We start from the raw sequence: 20,857 nt of genomic DNA, 5'->3' as shown, positions 1-20,857 counted from the left end.
CAATTCAAATCACTGCCGATTCTGAAATTCAGTAGGCGTAACTCCAAATTGTTTTTTAAAACAATCCCTGAAATAATCCACATCCTCGAAACCTGTTTTCATGGCTATTTCGCCAACGGAGAGTAAAGGTTGGGTACGCAACAATTTTGCAGCTTCGCGCACTCGAAGCATGCGCAACAATGCCACAGGCGCTAAACCCGTGAGCGCTTTGATTTTTCGATAGAAAGTTGACCTGCTCATATTCATTTTTATACCCAACTCCTCCACCCCAAAACCACTGTTTTCAATATTGTTGTGTATCACTTCATAAACCGAGCGGATAAACGGGTCGTCAGGTAATTCAGCCTCGGCATCACTACTCAGGTTTGCCTGAATAATTTCCCTATACCTTTGTCGGGCATTTAGTATATTACGAACCTTTAATGATAACAGCGTAAGATTAAAAGGTTTAACCATGTAGTCATCGGCACCACAATCAAATCCGGCCATTTGATGTTCAGCTGCGCCAAGGGCGGTTAATAACAACACCGGAATGTGCGCAGTAGCGTTACTGGATTTTAATTCATGACAAACTTCAAATCCATTTTTCACAGGCATCAATACATCCGAAATAACTAAATCGGGAAGTTCAGAGAAAGCCATATTCAAGCCATCTTCACCATTCGCAGCTTCAATAACCTTAAAACCCTTCAATCCATCGCATATAAAACGTCGCAAATCATCATTGTCTTCGATTACCAGTATGGAAAATGGCTCAAAATCATTTTCGGAATGATTTTCTAAAGCGGGAATTACTTGATCAATCGCATCACTAACGAAGGTAACATCATTGGGAACTTTAATCTGGTAAGGTATTTTAAAAGCGAACAAGCTACCATTGTCATCCGAATGCACCAAAGAAAGCTCACCTCCGTGAACCAATGCCAAATCCCGAGCCAGCGCCAGGCCGATGCCACTGCCAGATGCTTTGTTCTGTTTGATATCCTTTATCCGATAAAAGCGATCGAAGATGCGGCTCTGTTCCGAAGGCGAAATTCCGCTACCGTTATCTTTAACGCCAATTAAAACAAACTCAGCACCCTGAGATTGTGTTAACTCCAAAGAGATATCAACCTTACCAGATTCACCACTATATTTTATGGCATTACTTAATAAGTTAGTGATAACTTTATCAACAATATCGTGATCGAACCTGCAAATCATCTCACTAAAATTGGTATTGTACGAAAGCTTAATACCCTTTTGGCTAGCCAATGTGCGGAACAGATCAACCTTGTTTCCTACAAAAGAGACCATCTCGCCATCATTAAGTTCGAGAGGCATTAAACCATTGTCAATTTTCCTTAAATCAAGCAATTGATTAATGAGTTTGTGGAGTGTTTCGGCATTTCGATGAATACGGTTAAGGTTTTCTTTAACAAGACCTGAAAGTTGTGATTGAGCATACAGTTGCTCAACAGCTCCAAGAATCAATGTCAAAGGAGTTCGTATCTCATGCGAAATATTGGTGAAAAAACGCAGCTTACGCTCATCTGCCTCATGCACAAGGCGGGTCATTTCCATCACCTTATCTCTCTGGCTGGCAATTTCATCTCTCTGCTCTTGAAGAATACTGTTTTGAGCGAGCAATATTTCTGTCTTTTCATCAACCAATGTTTGCAATTTCAGCTTTTGTTTGGTGAGTGAACGAATCCGTAATCTGTAAAAAGAGAATATTGACGTAACAAAAAACAACACCATGAGCGCTCTAAACCAATTGGTTTGATAAAACGCAGGAAGCACCCTAATAATCAAGGCGTTTTCGCCCCAAACCCCATCCGGATTTGCCCCTCTAACCCGTAGCTCATACACACCTGGCTTCAGGTTAGAAAATGCAGCAATACGGTTATCCTGTGAGGTCTCTATCCATTGAGAATGGAGCCCTTCCAATCTGTACTGGTAACGATTTTCGGCAGGAGACGCATAGGACAATGCAGCAAACTCTACGGAAAAGAATGTTTCGTTGTGATTAATAACAAGCTCATGCATATGTTGAAGAGCCAAAGGAAGCAACACCCGACCATTTACCTCCATATTTGGCTCAATAAGCTGGTTATAAAGCCTGAGTGAAGTAAAACAGATTGGAGGAACAAACTGATTTTCCTTTAAGCTATCCGGGTGAAAAGCAAAAAAACCATTAAGTCCACCAACATAAATTTTACCATTTCTATTTACAGAGTAGGCATCATCAGAGAACTCAAAACCACTCAAATAAGTTTTAAACAAACCGGTTTTGGGGTTGAATCGCGACAAGCCATTGGCCGTCGTAATCCAGAGATTACCACCATTATCGGGCAAGATACCATAAACGATGTCGTTACTCAATCCGTGCTCCCGGGTGTAATGAATAAAATTGCCAGACTCTGAACAATACCTGTTTAACCCACTATGCGTGCCAAACCATAGTTGGCCGTTTTTGTCACGCGCAATGGAGTAAACTTTATTATGCGACAGAGTATTTGAATTGCCCAACTCCTGCCTGAAATTAAAAAACTCAAAGGTCTCCTTGTTTAACCTGTAAATGCCTTCGCCATCGGTAGCCAGCCACAAGAAATCGTCATTCTCGTCTTGTCCGATGGAACGGATAAAATTGCTGCGTCCCCAGTTCCCCTCACTTTCCAGGTTTCTAATCCATCTGTAACTACCTGTATCCCTACAATATCGCATCAACCCATTGGAAGTTCCAACCCAAAAAACACCCTCTGCATCTTCAAAAAAAGAATATACAAATCCATTCATTTGTATGGGTTGTCCTTTGTCATCCTGAGCCGGAAAAAAGCGTGCTTTCCCCTGCCCATCAATGGCTATAAGACTAAAGCCCCCGTAATATCCAACCCAAACTGAATTTTGATTATCCAAGTATAATGCCCTGATGCCATTGTTGGGCAAGCCACCAGTATCATTGGGTGAATGTTCATAATGAGTTATTTCTCCAGTGGTTGAATTGATAAAGTCTAAACCTTGATTTCTGCTGCCTACCCAGACATTACCCGCAGCATCCTCAATCACCGCCCGCACATCGTTACTATGGAGCGTATTTGGATGACCCGGATTGCGCATGAATCGGGTCACAGGCTGTTTATATGGATCATACTTCGCCAAACCGTTAAACCGTGTGCCAATCCATAAAACCCCTTCGGCATCTGTGAATATGCTGACCACCTGATTACCGGGTAAACTGCGGTCGTCATAAATCTGACTTTGATAAAGTAACAGAGGAATCAATTTATCACCCTGTTCCTGTATGCGTAGCAGACCATTTTGTGTGCCTACCCAGAATTCACCTTTTGCCCGTTGGGTAATCACATTGAACTCAGAAATGTTTTCCAGGCTGGTACCGGGCGTGCCGGAAACCAAACGTTTCATCATACGCAGCTGCCCGTCATCATCATTGATAAAAACAGATACCTGCGTGGCACTAACAGTCCAAATACGTTCCTCGCTGTCGCGGAAAATCTGCCTTACAGCACCCCCTGTAATTTCTATGGGGATGGTTTCATAAAAACTAAAACGTTCGTTATGCCATCCCACCCTCTGCATTCCGCCAGGGGTAGCAACCCAAACTTGCCCATCCAGACTCTGGAGCAGTGCATTGATCTGATTGTGAACCAATCCATCATTAACGAAACAAGAATAAAAACCAGACTTTTGCACATCAAAAAGGTTCAATCCAAGTCCTGTGCCCACCCATATACCATTCGTTTGGGGTAAAATAGATAAAATATCGTTGTTGGATATGGCCAAAGGCTCTCGGGTGTTAGCCTGATAGTTCTCAAAGCGGAGTGTTTTGGTATCAAACATTGAAAGCCCGCTTCCTGTAGTTCCAATCCAGATACGATTGTAGGGGTCGGCAGAAATAGAGACGGTAATATTGGAACTGAGTCCGGAACCAGAGCCCGGATCCGGCTTATAGGAATAAAAGTGTGAGCCATCAAATCGCGACAGACCATCATAGGTGGCTACCCAAATAAATCCATCGGCATCCTGTGTGATGCTAAAGATTGAATTCTGAGGCAATCCTTGCGTGGTTGTGAACCGTTCGAATGTAACAGGCATCTGAGAGACAGCCTTTAAGGCCACAAACCATATAACTACAAAAACAGATAATCTTAGCATCATCAATAAAAATTAAAACAGTCGACCGGTATAGGTTGCAGTATCCTGGCCAACCCAGTCAATAAGGTGGCTGGTTGCTTTGAAATGATTAATGTCTCCATACAGAAAATCGTCGGGTCGTTCATGACAAATCATTGGATGGGTGGAGCAAATACCATTTTTAATTGAAAGATGCCCCACCGCCAATCGAGCATGATTTCCCCATAGCAACCACGTTAGTTCAGGCATCTGCTGATTGATATAATTGAGTAAAGCGTGCGTAAATGGTTGCCAAATGGCCGAATGACTGCCAGGTTTGTTCACTTTACACGAAAAAGATGTATTCAGCAGCAAGACACCTTGATTCTCCCAAAACTCAAACAATTTTGAAGGAGGTAACAGTGGAAAATCGGGTCCAATAAGGCTTCGCACCTCTTTAAACGTTAAAATTCTATTATATCGCGATGCATAGAGCGCCCTCACGATATTTCGCAGACTGGTATTTCGAAAAGATTGCTGCCAGCTACCAAGAGAGCCAACTTCAAAGGCACGTCCCGTTGCAACACCCTCCTGAGGGTAGGGATCCTGCCCCAGAATCACAACTTTTGAAGCAAATAGATCAATTGTTAGAAAGCGGAGCATGGTTGCCTGATTGGGTGTCACATCCCCGTCAGCCAAAACATCTCGCATAATCTCATTCACCAGTTTGGCTATATCGGCAGTAAAAAATGATGACCACGACGGGTGTATCCCGGATAAATTCATATTAAAACATTTTGATAAAAATAGTTGTTCTAATCTTGAAAAGGATAAAAAGCAACCTGTTCCCAAAGTTAACAAAACATGAAATAACAGGAAGCCTGACAAATATCAATCTGAGTAAATATTTATCCGCTATTTTTGATGCCCAAATTCGTTAATTATACGCTATGCGATTTATACAACTTTTCGCCATTATCATATTAGTGAGCTTCGCCTCATGCCAGAATAAAGTTTCGGGGCGTTTGGCAAACCATGAACTCCTCACCATAGATAAAACTGTTGGCGCTGATAGCAGCATGTTGGCGCTAATTGAACCATACCGCGACACGCTCAATCTGCTCATGGATGAAGTGATTGGTTTTAATGAAACTTACATGCGCTCTGAAAAGCCAGAAAGTCCACTCTCGAACTTTGTTGCAGATCTGGTATTGCAGGCAGGTGCTGCGTTTTTAGCCGAATCGGGCATCTCAGGTATTGAGATTATGAGCTTAATAAATGTAAGAGGTTTAAGGGCGCCGCTTCAACAAGGAAAAGTAACCATGCGCAATGCCTTTGAGGTGATGCCCTTTGAAAACCAGATGACAGTGGTAAAGCTAAACGGGATTCAAATAAAAAGGCTATTCAATCACATAGCCAAATCGCAGGGCGATGGCATTTCGGGTGCCACATTTACAATGGAAGGCGAAAATGCAGAAAACATTACAATTGGCGGAAAGCCTCTGACAGACACTACAGAATACTGGGTTGTAACATCGGACTATCTGGCAAATGGTGGTGATGGTTACGATGTGTTTCAGGAATCGGAGCATATTTTAACTGCCGAGGCAAAAATCAGAGATTTGATTATTGCCCATATAAAAATGTTACACAGCAATGGGCAGCCCATTGTGGCTGACAGGCGCGTGAGGATTACTGTTATCGGCTAACCGAACTTATTTTATCATCTGCCCACAGGCAAAAATCATAAAAATACCATGCTCAATCGCAGAAACTTTATCAAAACCACGCTTGCGGGCTCAGCATTTCTGGCGCTTCCAACAACAGGCAGGGCATTCTTTGGCCATTCACCCGAAAGGATTGTGATATTGCACACAAGTGATCTACACAGCCAGATAGACCCGTTTCCCGATAACCACAGCCGATTTCCGGGGATGGGTGGATTTGCCAGACGTGCAGCTCTGATAAGTTCAATCAGAAAAGAGAACCAACATGTGCTACTTCTGGACTCTGGCGATATTTTTCAGGGCACCCCATACTACAATTTTTACGAAGGTCGCCTTGAACTGCAATTGATGTCAAAAATGGGCTATGATGCTTCCACGCTTGGCAATCACGAGTTTGACAATGGCATGGAAAGCCTCAGCCAACAACTGCCTCATGCAACATTTCCTTTTGTATCAACCAATTACCAGGTCGAAAACACCGTTCTGGAAGGGAAAACTAAGCCCTGGATTGTAATTCAAAAAGGAAAAATTAAAATCGGCATCGTAGGCCTTGGAATTGACCCCAATGGTTTGGTAAATACAAACAATTATGCAGGTCTGAAATACCTTGACCCAATTGCCACCGGCGACGAAACAGCGCGTATGCTAAAAAAGAATCAGAAATGCCATTACGTTATTGCGCTAAGTCATTTGGGATATAAGATGAGCCATGGCCGCGTAGACGATTTAACGCTTGCAGCCGATACTAGCCACATCGATTTAATTCTGGGGGGGCACTCACACCGTACTATGGAAGAGCCTGAATATGTTATCAACAAAGCGGGCAAACCGGTAGCAATCATTCATTCCGGTGCCAGTGGTGTGCGGTTAGGTCGCATCGATTTGGTTTTTGACAAAGGAGAAACAAGATTGGAGAGTAATCCCTATCAGGTTATAAATTAAACAGGCCGCCAGAAAAATCGGGCAGCCTGTAAATTCTATTTCAATATCGCTCTATTTCAATCGGATGTTAATCGATGGGAATTTGTCTTTTAAACGACTCATCGAGCGAAATGATGGTTTCCGTTGAAGATATACCCGGAATGGATTGCAACTTGTCGTGCAAAATACGCTTGAGGTGTTCATTGCTCTTGGCGTATATCTTAATAAAAATGGCATATTGGCCAGTGGTGTAATGACACTCCACAATTTCAGGCACCTGCTCCAGCATTTGAACTACCTTATCAAACAAACTGGCTTTTTTCAGGAAAATACCCATGAAGGCACAGGTATGGTAGCCAATTTTTGAAGGATTCAAAACAAATTCTGAACCTTTAATCACACCAATATTCATTAAACGTTGAATACGTTGGTGTATGGCTGCACCGGATACTTTACATTCGCGAGCTACCTCCAGAAATGGAATGCGTGCATTTTTTGTTACCAGTGCAAGGATTTTTCTATCCAGACTATCAATTTGTAAATTCGAATCCATATTGAAAATTAATACTATAACAATTTATCACTATTGTATACGATTTATATCACAATCAGCACGAATTTATAACAATAGAGTATATAATCCAATAAATTGTAATTAAATTATCAATTATAATCCAAAAGTTTAAGCAAATTAATAACAAACAGAAAACAAATATGATATCCATCATCTATTTGTATGTGTCTAAGTTAGCAAGTTTTAACAGTGCATCATCAGAAACCATTCTCAATGAAAAATAAAAGAGGCTGTCAATTGTGAAGTGACAGCCTCTTTTTTGGTAATGTTACTTAATCATCAGCTTTTGCCATAATACTCGGTTATTATCACCCACAACCTGAATAATATAGATGCCTGATAAGAAATTGGTTTGATCTAACTCTATCACGTCTGAGAAGCTGTCAACAGGCGCATCCGTCATTACACGACCTGAAGCATCGAGCAGTTGGATGCGTTTTGCGCCAAAACTATGGGGAACAGTAACGCGAACCATTTCGCCTGCCTTTACAGGATTTGGCCAAACTGTCATCGTCCCGAAATTATCACTATGAATGTCGGATACAGATGTCACGGTAAATATCAAATCGGTTTCGCTAATCCAGATATTTGGATTGGTAGCCAGTCTCACTGCATTTGCCGGAATGGTTATTCTATATTGCGTTTCCGTATCCATACCTGAGTAATAGATTCGGATTTCATAGTCGTCGCTTCCTTTAACTACGGAGTAATTAAACAGCGGATCAACCACTAAGCCAACTTCAGAGTTATACGCAACAGGATGATCAAAGCGCACAAGGATGTAATCGTTGTAGAGCGATAATTCATCACTGATAGAGGTTTCGGTTACCAGTACAGTACCTTTTGACTGCGCTTCATAAGCTCCAATATCAACACGCAAATTCATAAGGCGGCCTTTGAAATCCAAATCATAAGTTGGCATCTCAGGCATCAGAGTAACGTTGCCCATATCAATACATGAGCTGAATTCAGAGAGTCGGAAATTGGCTGCTTCCGCATCAACCCAAAGTGGGTCAAATCCGGTGTTGGACTCGCCAGCAAAACCACCCTCCACGCATGAGTTTCGAACATCGACAGCACCTGACAGTTGCTGGTTGGTGTTACCATATACAATTGAATTATATACAGTAGCCGCACCATTTACACCGCCGGTAGTTGGCGCCTGATTCAATCCAACCGTTGCATTAATCAACGTAGCGGATGAAGTTGCGTCGGACCATACTGCGCCACCTGAAACGCTGGCATTGTTATGGTGCATCAGAGCCTGATAGAACAAAGGCGAACTGCCGGCCTCATTTCGAACCGCTGCACCATTTTCTCCATTGTTATACCTAAAAATGGTATTGTACACTGTTGGTGAAGCATTTTTATTAACCATTGCACTTTGTGCCGCCTGCTCCAAAATCAACCCATCCATAAATGTGGTACGATTGATTATGTTCACATCATCCGACTCAATTCTAAAGAGGTTATAGCTTCTTGATGCTTCCACACCTGAGTTGCTTAAATCGCCACTGATGATGGTGGGATTGGCTGCATAGTTCCGTTGCTGACGAATCATTTCAGTGCCATTGAATCCTCCGTATATCATGAGTCCGGGTTTCAGGGAAAGAGCCTGCTGACGTTCATCCTCAGTGACAGAAGTTGTATTTTCAACCGTTACTGGATAATATGTTCCGGCTGCTACCCATATTTCGTCGCCCGGTATGGATTGCTCAAGCGCTTCATGCAGTGTACCGAATGCATCACTCCAATCGCTTCCGGAAGTTCCGGTGTTTCCAGCCTTCACATGAATCACATGACCACGGCCCATATAGAAGAGCGACACATCAGACCACAACTCAAACTCATCCTGTACCAGAGCTACCCGCCACTCATAAGCAGCGCCAAAATCAAATCCATCGAGAGCAATACTGTTCTGATTAAGTTCAAATAATCCACCGGCAGGCACAAAAGTCTGGTCGTGCAACATCTGTTCAGGATTATTTTTTGCCCAAACCTGAATTCGGTATTTGGTGCCGGGCACCAAAGTGGTAATCGGAGTTGTTTCGCCATCGGAAAGACCCCAGATAAATTCCAGTCCCAAAAACATGTTATAGGACGATGCAGCACCTTTATCGGCCGGCGTTACCGTTACGGGTTGTTTATATTCATAAGGCCCAATATCAGCATTGTTTCCATACACTCTTGAAAAACCATCATAATCTGCCACTAACCACTCTGGCAATCGGGTGTTATTACCTTTACCAATGGCGGGCGAACCTTTAAGCAGTCTGAAATCGCCGTTCTCAGCATCGATAAACATTGGCTCCACCGAAAGGTTTCCTGTTCCGGAATAGCCGCCCTCCACAATTGAATTGGAAACACTCATATTACCAGCCTGATTGTAACTGTTAGCTGCCCTATTTCCCCACAAAATGGAATTCACTATTGAACTGCCACTTGAGTTCGAATAGATAGCCCCTCCCCAGTCGCCAGAATAGTTATCATACCATAAACAATTCACAAAAGATACTCCTGAACTAACGTAAACGGCACCGCCATCGGAATTTGAACGGTTGTTAGTGAAAATTACATTTGCAAAAACTGAAGCGGTTGGATTTTGGAAATAGACGCCTCCACCAAATCCGTTGGCAAAGTTATTGCGGAACCACACATTGCATATACGTGGTGAAGCGTTGTTCAGAATAATACCTGCGCCGCGGTTATTAAAGTTGAAAACATAATTTGCAAAGCCATCCTCTACAATGAAACCATCAAAAACAGTCTCAGTCGAAATTGGATTATTGAACGAACCAATTGCCTTCACCACATGATAACTGTTATCATTTGCAAGTTCAGCATCGCCAATATTTCCGCTTAGAATTGTCTTGTTACTAGACCAATTGCGTTGCGCACGAGTAGTTTCATTGCCTGCAAAGCCACCATATAGACTGACGTTGTTCTTTAACTCGAAAGAAATTGTGCGGTCAATACTCTCAGTGGGCTTATACACTCCGGATGCGACCCAGATTTCATCCCCATCTATGGCATTTGCCAAAGCACTCTGAAGATTGGTAGCAGTAGCCCAGGAGAATCCGTCACCAGTACCATTAACTGTCACATACAACGGCGTCTCTCTTCTGATTCTGAACCCAGACCATGCTGTCCATGTTAAAGCACCCTCAGCGTCAGCGCTTGCCACCCGCCAACGAATGGAGTCAGTTGGGTTCAAGCCGCATAATTCAAACATGGTTTCAGACAAAGGTTCAGTAATTTCTATTGGGCCATCATTAATCATATACTCAATAGAATAGGATTGATGCCCCTCGGCCACTTCATCCTCCCATCCCCACGTCAATTCTACCTCAGAAAAATCTGAATCAAAAAATTGTTTGTCACCAGGCGCCAAAATAACGGGTGCAACAACAAATCCTTGCAAGGGTCCCATGTTCACATTATTGTCATCAACCCGCACGGCTCCGGCAAAATCGGTCAACAACCAATCTGGCAGAGCATTCACATTGCCGGAGTTCATAGCAGGTGAACTTTTGCGCAAGCGAAAATCGCCATTGTCAGGGTCAAGCAATAATGGGCTATCGAATTTGTTTCCTGTACCCGAATAACTATCCACCACTAAAGAATAAGTGGTTGACACGTTACTAATATTATTAGAACTAATGGCTGCCTGATTTCCCCATAAAATGGAGTTGACAATTGTGCTTCCTGAGTTATGTCCACGAATGGCCCCTCCCCAAGAACCTGAATAATTTGCGTACCATAAACAATTTATAAATGATACACCAGAATGCACAGAAACAGCACCGCCATCATCTTCAGAACGGTTATTCGTGAATATCACATTGGCAAAAACAGAACTGGAAGAGTTTAAAAATGATACTGCACCGCCATTACCAATGGCATAGTTGTCGCGAAACCATACATTACGAATAAGAGGAGATGCATGACTCAAACTGATTCCTCCTCCCATATAGTCATTGTTAGTGAAGGAAGTGGCGTAGCCTCCTTCTACAATAAAGCCATCGAAAACTGTTTCGGTAGAAATCATATCCTGTATCAGGCCTATTGCAGTTAGCACATGATAACTGTTATCAGTAGCCACACCTGGATCTCCAATATCCCCACTCAGGATTGTTTGGTTGCGAGACCAATTACGCTGCCCCCGCTCAGTTTCAGTTCCGGCAAAACCACCATATAGACTGACATTGTTGCGTAACTCGAAAGAAATTGTGCGATCATTACTATCAGTAGGCTTATACACACCAGATGCGACCCAAATTTCATCCCCTTCTATGGCATTTGCCAAGGCAGTTTGAATATTAGCGGCAGTAGCCCAGGAGAATCCATCGCCAGTTCCATCAACTGTCACATAAATCGGCGTTTCTCTTTTAATTCGGAATCCAGACCAGGCTGTCCATGTTAAAACGCCCTCAGCATCAACACTTGCCACCCGCCAACGAATACCATCTGTTGGGTTCAGACTGCTCAGCTCAAACGAAGCTTCAACCAAAGGTGATGTTAATTCTACTGGGTCATCATTAATCATGTACTCAACATAAAAGTATTGATGTCCCTCGGCTTCTTCATCTTCCCATCCCCACGTTAATTCTACCTCAGAGATATCAGAATTAAAGAAATGTTTGTCAAGCGGCGCTATAATAACGGGTGCAACAATATAACCTTGTAAAGGTCCCATGTTGACTTTATTGTCATCAACCCGCAAAGAACCAGCGAAATCGGTCAATAACCATTCTGGCACAGCATCAATATTACCGGAATCCAAAGCAGGTGAACCTTTGCGCAAACGAAAATCGTCATTGTCAGGATCAACCAAAAGCGGATTCATAATAATGTTACCTGTACCTGAATAATTTTCACCCACTAAAGAATAAGTGGTTGACACGTTACTAATATTATTGAAGTTTCTGGCTGCCTGATTGCCCCATAAGATGGAGTTGACAATGGTGCTACCGGATGAATTTCCACGGATGGCTCCTCCCCAATCGCCCGAATAGTTAGCATACCACAAACAATTTATGAAGGATACGCCCGAATGGACGAACACAGCACCCCCATCAGAATCTGAACGGTTGTTGGTAAATATTACGTTGGCAAAAACAGAGGTGGAAGCATTGAGGAACGATACTGCACCACCAACACCATCTGCAAAATTATCGCGAAACCAAACATTGCGAATCAAAGGAGACGCGTTATTCAGAAATAATCCAGCTCCCCTGTGGTTATTGTTGCTGAAAGAATTGGCATAACCACCCTCCACGATAAAGCCATCGAGAACAGTCTCTGATGAGATTGGATTTTCCATTGTACCCGATGCAATAATCACTCGATAGCTGTTATCTTCTGCTACATTGATGTCTCCAATATTTCCGCTCAGGATGGTCTTGTTGACATGCCAGTTACGCTCATTCCGGCCCGTTTCAGTTCCGGCAAACCCGCCAAACAATTTAATACCATCTTTAATAATAAAAGATATTGTCCGGTCATTATTACTTGTTGGCTTATAGATACCCGCAGCCATCCATATTTCATCCCCAAAAACGGCTTGATTTAGGGCAAACTGCAAACCAGCAGCATTGGCCCACGAAGAGCCGTCACCGGTGCCATCTGATTTAACGAAAAATGGTCCATCGCGTCGAATGATAAAATCAGACCAGTTTGACCAATTCAGGTTACCTTGCGCATCAACGCTTGCTACCCGCCAGGTGAATTTGTCAAAAGGATTTACTTCAGCTATTTCAAAAGTTTGGTCAGTCAACGGCTCAGAAACAACTACATTTGCGCCATTAACCGAATACTCAACCACATAATACAAATGACTAGCTGGTTGTGCGTTGTTCCACATCCAAACAAGCTCCATAGAAGAAACATCAGAAGCAAAAATCTCTCCATTTTGTGGAGAAACGATAACCGGAACCGGATTACCACCTTCAATAGGGCCGCGGCTGACTTTATTGTCATTGACACGAGGAGATCCAAAATAATCGGTCATCAACCATTGGGGAATTGCATCAATATTTCCAGATTCAAGAGCAGGTGAATCACTTTGCAGACGAAAATCAAAAGCAGCGGCATCAATGAAAAGCGGATTCTCATTTATATTCCCGGTACCGGAATAACCGCCTTCCAATATGGAATAGGTGGCGGTCAAATTACTGACATTATTTGAGCTAATGGCTGCCCGGTTATTCCAAAAAATTGAGTTGACAATTGAACTGCCAGATGAAGATCCACGAATGGCACCTCCCCAATTATCTGAATAATTATTATACCACAAGCAATTTACAAACGAAACGCCTGAATTAACATTAACGGCACCACCATCAGAATTAGAACGGTTGTTGGTAAATATCACATTGGCAAAGACCGAAGAAGAAGAATTTAAGTAATATACTGCACCGCCAAAACCGGAGGCAAAATTATCGCGGAACCATACATTGCGAATCATAGGTGAAGCAAAGCTTAAATACATTCCACCACCACGATGGTGGTTGTTGCTATTGAAATCAGCATAGCCGCGCTCCACAATGAAACCGTCAAATATTGTTTCGGTTGTGATGGGATTAACGATTGTTCCAACGGCAGAGACCACACGATAACTGTTGTCTTCAGCAATATTTGCATCTCCTATATTTCCGCTTAAAATAGTCTTGTTTAAATTCCAGTTTCGCTCCTCCCGTGCGGTCTCAGTTCCGGCAAAGCCACCATATAAACTAATTCTATCTTTTAATTGGAAAGAAGCTGTTCGGTCATCATCATCTGTTGGCATGTAAGTACCTGCCGCTACCCAGATTTCGTCGGTCGGGAGTGCCATATTCAATGCTACTTTTAATGAAGTTGCATTGGCCCACGAAGAACCATCTCCTGTGCCATTCTCTGTAACAAAAATTGGGTGTCCGCGCGTTACAAAGAATTCAGACCAGCCAGACCAATTTACATTACCTATGGCATCTTCACTCGCCACACGCCAGGCCACTTTATCCAAAGAGTTTAAACCAGATAATTCAAATGCTTTCTCTGTAATCGGCTCTGAAACCTCTGTAACTCCATCATTAATAACATACTCAACCAGATAATGCAGATGATTACTGGTCTGCTCATTGTCAAATATCCAGGCTAATTGAACTATTGAGGCATCCAAATCAATATAAGTTCCAGATTCAGGAGAATGAGTTGACGGGGTTACAACAAAACCTTGTATTGGTCCTCTGTTTACTTTACTTTCAGTTACACGTGGCTTGCCCAGATAATCGGTCAACAACCAATCAGGTAATGCTTCCACACTCCCTGACTCCACCGCCGGGGAACCTGTGCGCAAACGGAAATCTCCATTTTGAGGATTAAAAATAAGCGGATTAACATTTAAATTAGCTATTCCCGAATAGCCACCCTCCACGATGGAATAGGAGGTTAACACATTACTTATATTGTTAGAACTGATGGCTGCCTGATTGCCCCACAGTATGGAATTAACAATAGAATTACCTGAAGAAGTGCCACGAATGGCACCGCCCCAATCGCCTGAATAATTATTATACCACAAGCAGTTTACAAACGATACGCCTGAATTAACGTAAACGGCACCGCCATCAGCATTTGAACGATTATTGGTAAATATCACATTGGCAAAAACCGAAGCAGATGCATTCGCGTAATAGATTGCACCGCCAAAACTGGTGGCAAAATTATCGCGAAACCATACATTGCGAATCGAGGGTGAGGCAAAAATTAAATACATCCCACCACCACGATGATTGTTGCTGCTGTTGAAATCAGCATACCCACGCTCCACAATGAAACCGTCAAATATTGTTTCGGTTGTGATGGGATTATCTGCTGTTCCAACGGCAGAAACCACACGATAACTGTTGTCAGTATTTACGTCAGGCTCGCCAATATCGCCACTTAAAATGGTTTTATGCAGATGCCAGTTTCGTTGCTCACGGCTGGTTTCATCACCGGCAAACCCACCATACAATTCCACTTTGTCCTTTAGTCTGAACGATACGATGCGATCATTGTCATTTGTGGGCTTGTATGTTCCCGCAGATGCCCAGATTTCATCAGATGCCAGAGCCATACTTAAAGCAGACTGCAATCCTGTAGCACTCTCCCATGAAGAACCATCACCAGTTCCATCTGGCTTAACATAAATGGGTTGTCCTCTTCTAATTCTGAATTCAGATTTCTGTGTCCAGATTAGAGCACCACCATTATCTACACTGGCAACGCGCCAGCTTACCAAATCCAATGGATTTAATCCGGATAATTCAAAGACAGTCTCAGTTAAAGCTTCTGATTGAACTGATACGTTTCCATTTATTACATACTCCACCAGATAAGTAGCATGGTTCTCGGGAACGGCATTTTTCCAAGTCCAGGAAAGTTCTACAGTGGTTATGTCCGCACTCAGAAATTCATTATTGAGTGGATAACTAATGACAGGTGTCTCTACAGCACCTTGCAAAGGCCCCATGTTTACTTTGCCTTCAACTATTCGTGGCATTCCGGCATAGTCAGAAAGTAACCATTGAGGCACAGAAACCACATTGCCTGCACCAACAGCCGGTGAACCAACAGCCAAACGGAAATCACTATTCTCCGGACTTATAAGCAACGGATTATCAGATAGATTTCCAATTCCTGAATAGCCTCCTTCAATAAGGGAATATGTAGTTAACACATTACTTATCTGATTAGAGTTGCCAGCCAGGTTGCCCCAAAGTATTGAATTTACAATTGAGTTACCAGATGCCCCTCCACGTATGGCTCCGCCCCATCCGCTTGCAGTATTGTTATGCCACAAGCAATTTATAAATGATACACCTGAATTAACGTAAACGGCACCGCCATCGGTATTTGAGCCATTATTGGTAAATATCACATTGGCAAAAACCGAAGAAGAAGCGTTTAAATAATATACTGCACCGCCATTTCCGGTGGCAAAATTATCACGGAACCATACATTGCGAATCATGGGTGAAGCAAAGCTGAAATACATTCCGGCACCACGATGGTTGTTGTTGCTGTTGATGAAATCAGCATAGCCGCGCTCCACAATAAAACCGTCAAATATTGTTTCGGTTGATATGGGATTAGCTGATGTTCCAATGGCACTGACCACACGATAACTGTTGTCAGTATTTACATCTGACGCACCAATGTCACCGCTCAAAATTGTTTTATTCAGATGCCAGTTACGTTGCGTCAACTCTGTTTCATCGCCTTTAAACCCTCCGAACAAACTGACTCGGTCTTTCAACTGGAATGATGCAGTTCGGTCTCCGGTAGCTGATGGTTTGTAGGTTCCGGCAGATACCCATATTTTATCTCCGGGAATCGCCATTGCCAGTGCAGCAGGTAAATTTGCGGCATTTTCCCACGAAGTGCCATCGCCAATGCCATTTGTACTCACATAAATCGGATGCGCCCTGCTGATAATGAACTCAGATGGGTAAGACCATAGCATATCACCTGAACCGGTAACAGCCGACACACGCCATTTGACATGGCTGCTGCCAGCCAATCCTGACAGAGCATAAGACGTTCCACTGATGTTAGGTACAACCTGGACACTTTCACCAGACACCTGATATTCTAAGGTATAGCTCAAAACACCTTCTGGTATTTCTGTTAACCAGGTCCATTCCAGATTTACACTGGCATCACTGAATTCTATTAATTGATTGTGAGCAGGGAATGCGTTTATTGGTGCTGTAACAAATCCCTGTAAAAGCCCCATATTTATCTTGCCATCAGCCACGCGGGGAGCTCCATTGAAATCAAAATCCAGCCAGTCTGGCATCATCTCAACATTTCCTGCATTTAATGCGGGGGAGTTATCACGTAAGGTGAAATCAAATCCATCGGAATCATAAAACAATGGATTTGCATTGACATGTCCTGTGGCTGAAGCACCTAAAAACAGTGAATTGGTTGTTGTAACATTTGTTAAGTCGTTGGAGCTATTTCCGGCACTGTTTTCCCAAAATATTGAATTGACAACCTTGGTTCCGGGCATATTCGCAGCCAAACCTCCACCTGAATTTGAAGCTGAATTATTATACCAAACACAGTTGTAATAAGAGACTCCAGGTCTTCCGGATGCGCCGCCTCCGCTGCCGTTGCTATGGTTTCCGGTAAAAAGCACATTGCCAAAAACAGCCTCATAGTCCGCACTATTCTCTACAAAAACAGCACCTCCTGAGCCAGTTGCTACATTATTCCTGAACCAGACATTGGTAATCACCGGAGATGCCTTAGAAACATACAGCCCGGCGCCTAAGTATGTATATCTGTAGCTTAAACTGGCGTTCCCATTTTGAATGATAAACCCATCCATGCGTGTAGAACTGGTAATCGGGTCAAAGAAAGTGCCAATGATAGTCACCACATTATAACAATTATCCGTATTGACATTGAGTGTGCCAATATCACCACAAAGAATGGTTTCGTTCGCTCTCCAATTGCGCTGATTTGCCTGGGTTTCGGTACCTGAGAACCCACCCAAAAGCTTAATGTCGTCACCAATCTTAAAGGAGGCATTCCGATCGTTGGTTGCAGTGGGTCTGTGTGTACCGGCTGCTACCCATATTTCATCACTTGGGATGGCATTAGCCAGCGCGCTTTGCAGATTTGTTGCAGTAGCCCATGAAGCTCCTGTACCTGTACCATTACTCTTTACATAGATGGGGCTGATTCTCTTAATAAAAAACTCACTCCAGGCCGACCAGGATTTATTTCCACTATGATCTACGCTGGCTACACGCCAATTTACTTTATTAGATGGTGACAATCCTGATAATGGATAGGATAAGGCCGCAATACCATTAACCACATTTACATTACCATTGTCGATTTTGTATTCCAGCGTAAAACTTGAGTGATTCTGCGGTACACCTTTTCCATCCCATCCCCACTCCAATGTAGCGGTTGTCAAATTAGACAAAACGTCTCTGTAAGATGGCGAAACCGCAGCCGGAGTTACTACCTCACCCTGAATTGGCCCCAGGTTTACTGTATTACCCGGGAGAATTGGGTTACCAAAATAATCAATAGTTACCCATTGAGGCAGAGCAAAGCCATTACCACTTCCCACAGCTGGGGAGCCTGCTCTTAATCTGAAGTCATAATCATCCTCATCAAGGAAAGCAGGATCCTGAGCAATAACTGTTGCGCCAGTATTGCTCAACACAAGCACATTGTCAAGATTGATGAATCTAAATTCCGGTTGCATACGATACGACGGGTTTTTCCAAGCAATGGAATTTATAACCCGTACATTATTGGAGGAGGAATTGGTTGCAACAGCACTTCCATAATACACAGCCTCATTGTTATACCATAAGCAATTGTAAAATGTCATAGGACCTAATGCATAAGCGCCTGCCCCATCGTCATTACTCCGGTTGTCTGTGAAAATTACATTGGCAAAAACGGCATTGCTTGTCCCGTTTCCATACACAGCACCCCCTCGTGATGCTGAATAATTATTACGGAACCAAACATTTACCACCCGGGGTGAAGCATTAAGCAAGAGTATTCCACCCCCATTGTTATTATCATTTGAATATTGATTGGCGTAACCCTTCTCAATAATAAAACCATCAAACAGTGTGGCATCTGTAACTGGATTGGTATCATTGCCTACTGCCTTAACCACATGATAGCTATTGTCTGTATCTAAAGCTGCATTTCCAATATTACCGCTGAGAATGGTTTGGTTTGTGCGCCAATTGCGTTGTTGCAAGGAGGTCTCGGTTCCTTCAAATCCACCATAGAGACTAACACCATCTTTAAGCACAAAAGATGCATTCCTATCACTACCTGATGTTGGATAATAGATGCCTGCTGCCACCCATATTTCATCGCCTGCGTTGGCAATACTTAATGCATGCTGTAACGAGGTCGCATCGCTCCAGGTAAATCCTGTGCCATTGCCGTTGGCCTTCACATGCAGCGGTCCGTTACTTCTAACAGAAAATTTGTAGGTTTCAGTAACGAACTCATCATCTTGGCTAACAGCCGAAACATACCATTCAATAACAGAACCCGGTGTAAGTCCGGTAAGATTATACTCAAAGTCTGAAATATTATTTACAATTTGCCAGCCAGCGTTACCAATGCGATAGGACAAGTTGTACTGTAGAATGTCATCTGGTGCATCTATCAACCAGCGCCACTTTAAAGTAACCTCGGTTGTACTTGAAAGCAACATCTCATTCTGAAGGGGATAAACTCCCTGAAGCACATGAATATCTGCTTCAAAAGGCCCCATATCTACTTGCCCATACACAATACGGTTCCTCCCGGAGAAATCGGTTTTGAGCCAACTGGGAACAGATGCATTACTCCCTTTGTTGATACAAGGTGAATCCGAACTAAGATTAAAATTTCCATTAGCCGGGGCTGAAAAATTCGGATTGTCGGAGATATTACCAACTCCAGATAGTCCTCCCTCAACACAAGAATAAGTCACGTTATCCGACAACCAAAAATGTTTAACGCCGGTAGCATCCCTATTTGCCCAAAATATTGAATTCACAACACTTCTGTCTGATGCAAGCACACGATATAATGCTCCCGCTTGGTGGGCAGCCGTATTATTGTAAAACAGAGAATTTATAACATCTATGTTTCCATTGTCATACAGTCCGCCGCCTCTGTTGGCTCTGTTGTTGGTAAAGATGACATTGGCAAAGGTTACATCTGAAAAGGCATCCACATGCGAACCACCACCATCATAAATTGCATAACAATTTCTTATCCAAGTGTTAGAGACCTGAAGCTTGGCAAAAGTTACCAATAAGCCTCCTGCACGGTGGCGATTATTAGTTAAAATATCTGCATAGCCATCCTCAATGATTACGCCATCAATAACAACCAGATTATTATAGGGTGATTCTGAGGTACCCAACACCTGCAGAACCTGACAGCTATTGTCACTTGATAGCGAAGTGCTGCCAATGTTTCCACTAAGAACTGTCTTATTAAGCTGCCAGTTTCGTTGTGTTAAAACGGTTTCATTACCGGAGAATCCACCATAGAGTTTTACACCATTCCCCAGTTGGAAAGAGATGGTTCGGTCTGTACCGGTAGTGGGTTTATACAAACCTGCTGCCACCCATATTTCATCACCACTCACAGCATCGGCCAAAGCCAACTGTAAATCTGAATAAACATTGGATTTTCCTTGCCACGCCGTGCTTTGTGCACCGGGTTTAACATAACGGATAGTAGCATGTGCATCTAAAGAGAAAAAAAGAAATGCTACCAATAGGAAGAGAGCGCAGTAAAAATGCTTCATTGGTTAGAGTTTAGGTAAAATTCAAGGATGAATATAAAAACACTATTAAATCAAATTGAAACAAAAACAAACATATTGTATATCTAGTCATTGTTTCAAACTTTACAAAAGTATCAAGATTCAAATCATTCACAAATTTTCACATTTAAGCAAATGTCTTTACTACACTTTCACCACTGAAAATCAGATAGCTTAATG

At 42.8% G+C, this 20,857-nt stretch carries 6 protein-coding genes; 2 read left to right on the top strand and 4 right to left on the bottom strand.

Going from position 1 to position 20,857, the window contains the following annotated elements; genetic code table 11:
* Nucleotides 1-9: 9 nt before the first annotated feature.
* Complete coding sequence (locus tag ALKIM_RS0114825; RefSeq protein ID WP_026475330.1) at nucleotides 10-4,158, bottom strand: hybrid sensor histidine kinase/response regulator transcription factor; 4,149 nt, start codon at nucleotides 4,156-4,158, stop codon at nucleotides 10-12.
* Nucleotides 4,159-4,167: 9 nt separating this feature from the next.
* Entirely contained in the window at nucleotides 4,168-4,899 is a 732-nt protein-coding gene (locus tag ALKIM_RS18770) for a uracil-DNA glycosylase (RefSeq protein ID WP_044117997.1), read from the bottom strand.
* 164 nt (nucleotides 4,900-5,063) lie between these two features.
* Here ALKIM_RS18770 and ALKIM_RS18765 point away from each other — a divergent pair, with 164 nt between their 5' ends.
* Both ALKIM_RS18765 and ALKIM_RS18760 read left to right on the top strand, forming a co-directional pair.
* Nucleotides 5,064-5,822, top strand: coding sequence for a 5'-nucleotidase C-terminal domain-containing protein (locus ALKIM_RS18765; RefSeq protein WP_044117996.1), 759 nt, complete (start codon nucleotides 5,064-5,066; stop codon nucleotides 5,820-5,822).
* A 48-nt stretch (nucleotides 5,823-5,870) separates the two neighbouring features.
* Complete coding sequence (locus tag ALKIM_RS18760; RefSeq protein WP_044117995.1) at nucleotides 5,871-6,782, top strand: metallophosphoesterase; 912 nt, start codon at nucleotides 5,871-5,873, stop codon at nucleotides 6,780-6,782.
* A 67-nt stretch (nucleotides 6,783-6,849) separates the two neighbouring features.
* Here ALKIM_RS18760 and ALKIM_RS0114805 read toward each other — a convergent pair whose 3' ends face one another.
* Together ALKIM_RS0114805 and ALKIM_RS18755 are read right to left on the bottom strand one after the other, a co-directional pair.
* Entirely contained in the window at nucleotides 6,850-7,314 is a 465-nt protein-coding gene (locus tag ALKIM_RS0114805) for an Lrp/AsnC ligand binding domain-containing protein (protein ID WP_084555906.1), read from the bottom strand.
* Between the two features lie 289 nt (nucleotides 7,315-7,603).
* Nucleotides 7,604-20,659 carry a T9SS type A sorting domain-containing protein gene (locus ALKIM_RS18755; protein ID WP_052345586.1) on the bottom strand — a complete coding sequence of 4,352 codons (13,056 nt, stop codon included), beginning with the start codon at nucleotides 20,657-20,659 and terminating at the stop codon, nucleotides 7,604-7,606.
* Nucleotides 20,660-20,857: the final 198 nt, after the last annotated feature.

It is taken from the genome of Alkaliflexus imshenetskii DSM 15055, from assembly GCF_000517065.1.
GTDB lineage: Bacteria > Bacteroidota > Bacteroidia > Bacteroidales > Marinilabiliaceae > Alkaliflexus > Alkaliflexus imshenetskii.
The sequence above is the reverse complement of the archived record's forward strand: the minus strand, read 5'-3'. Positions and strand labels throughout refer to the sequence as shown.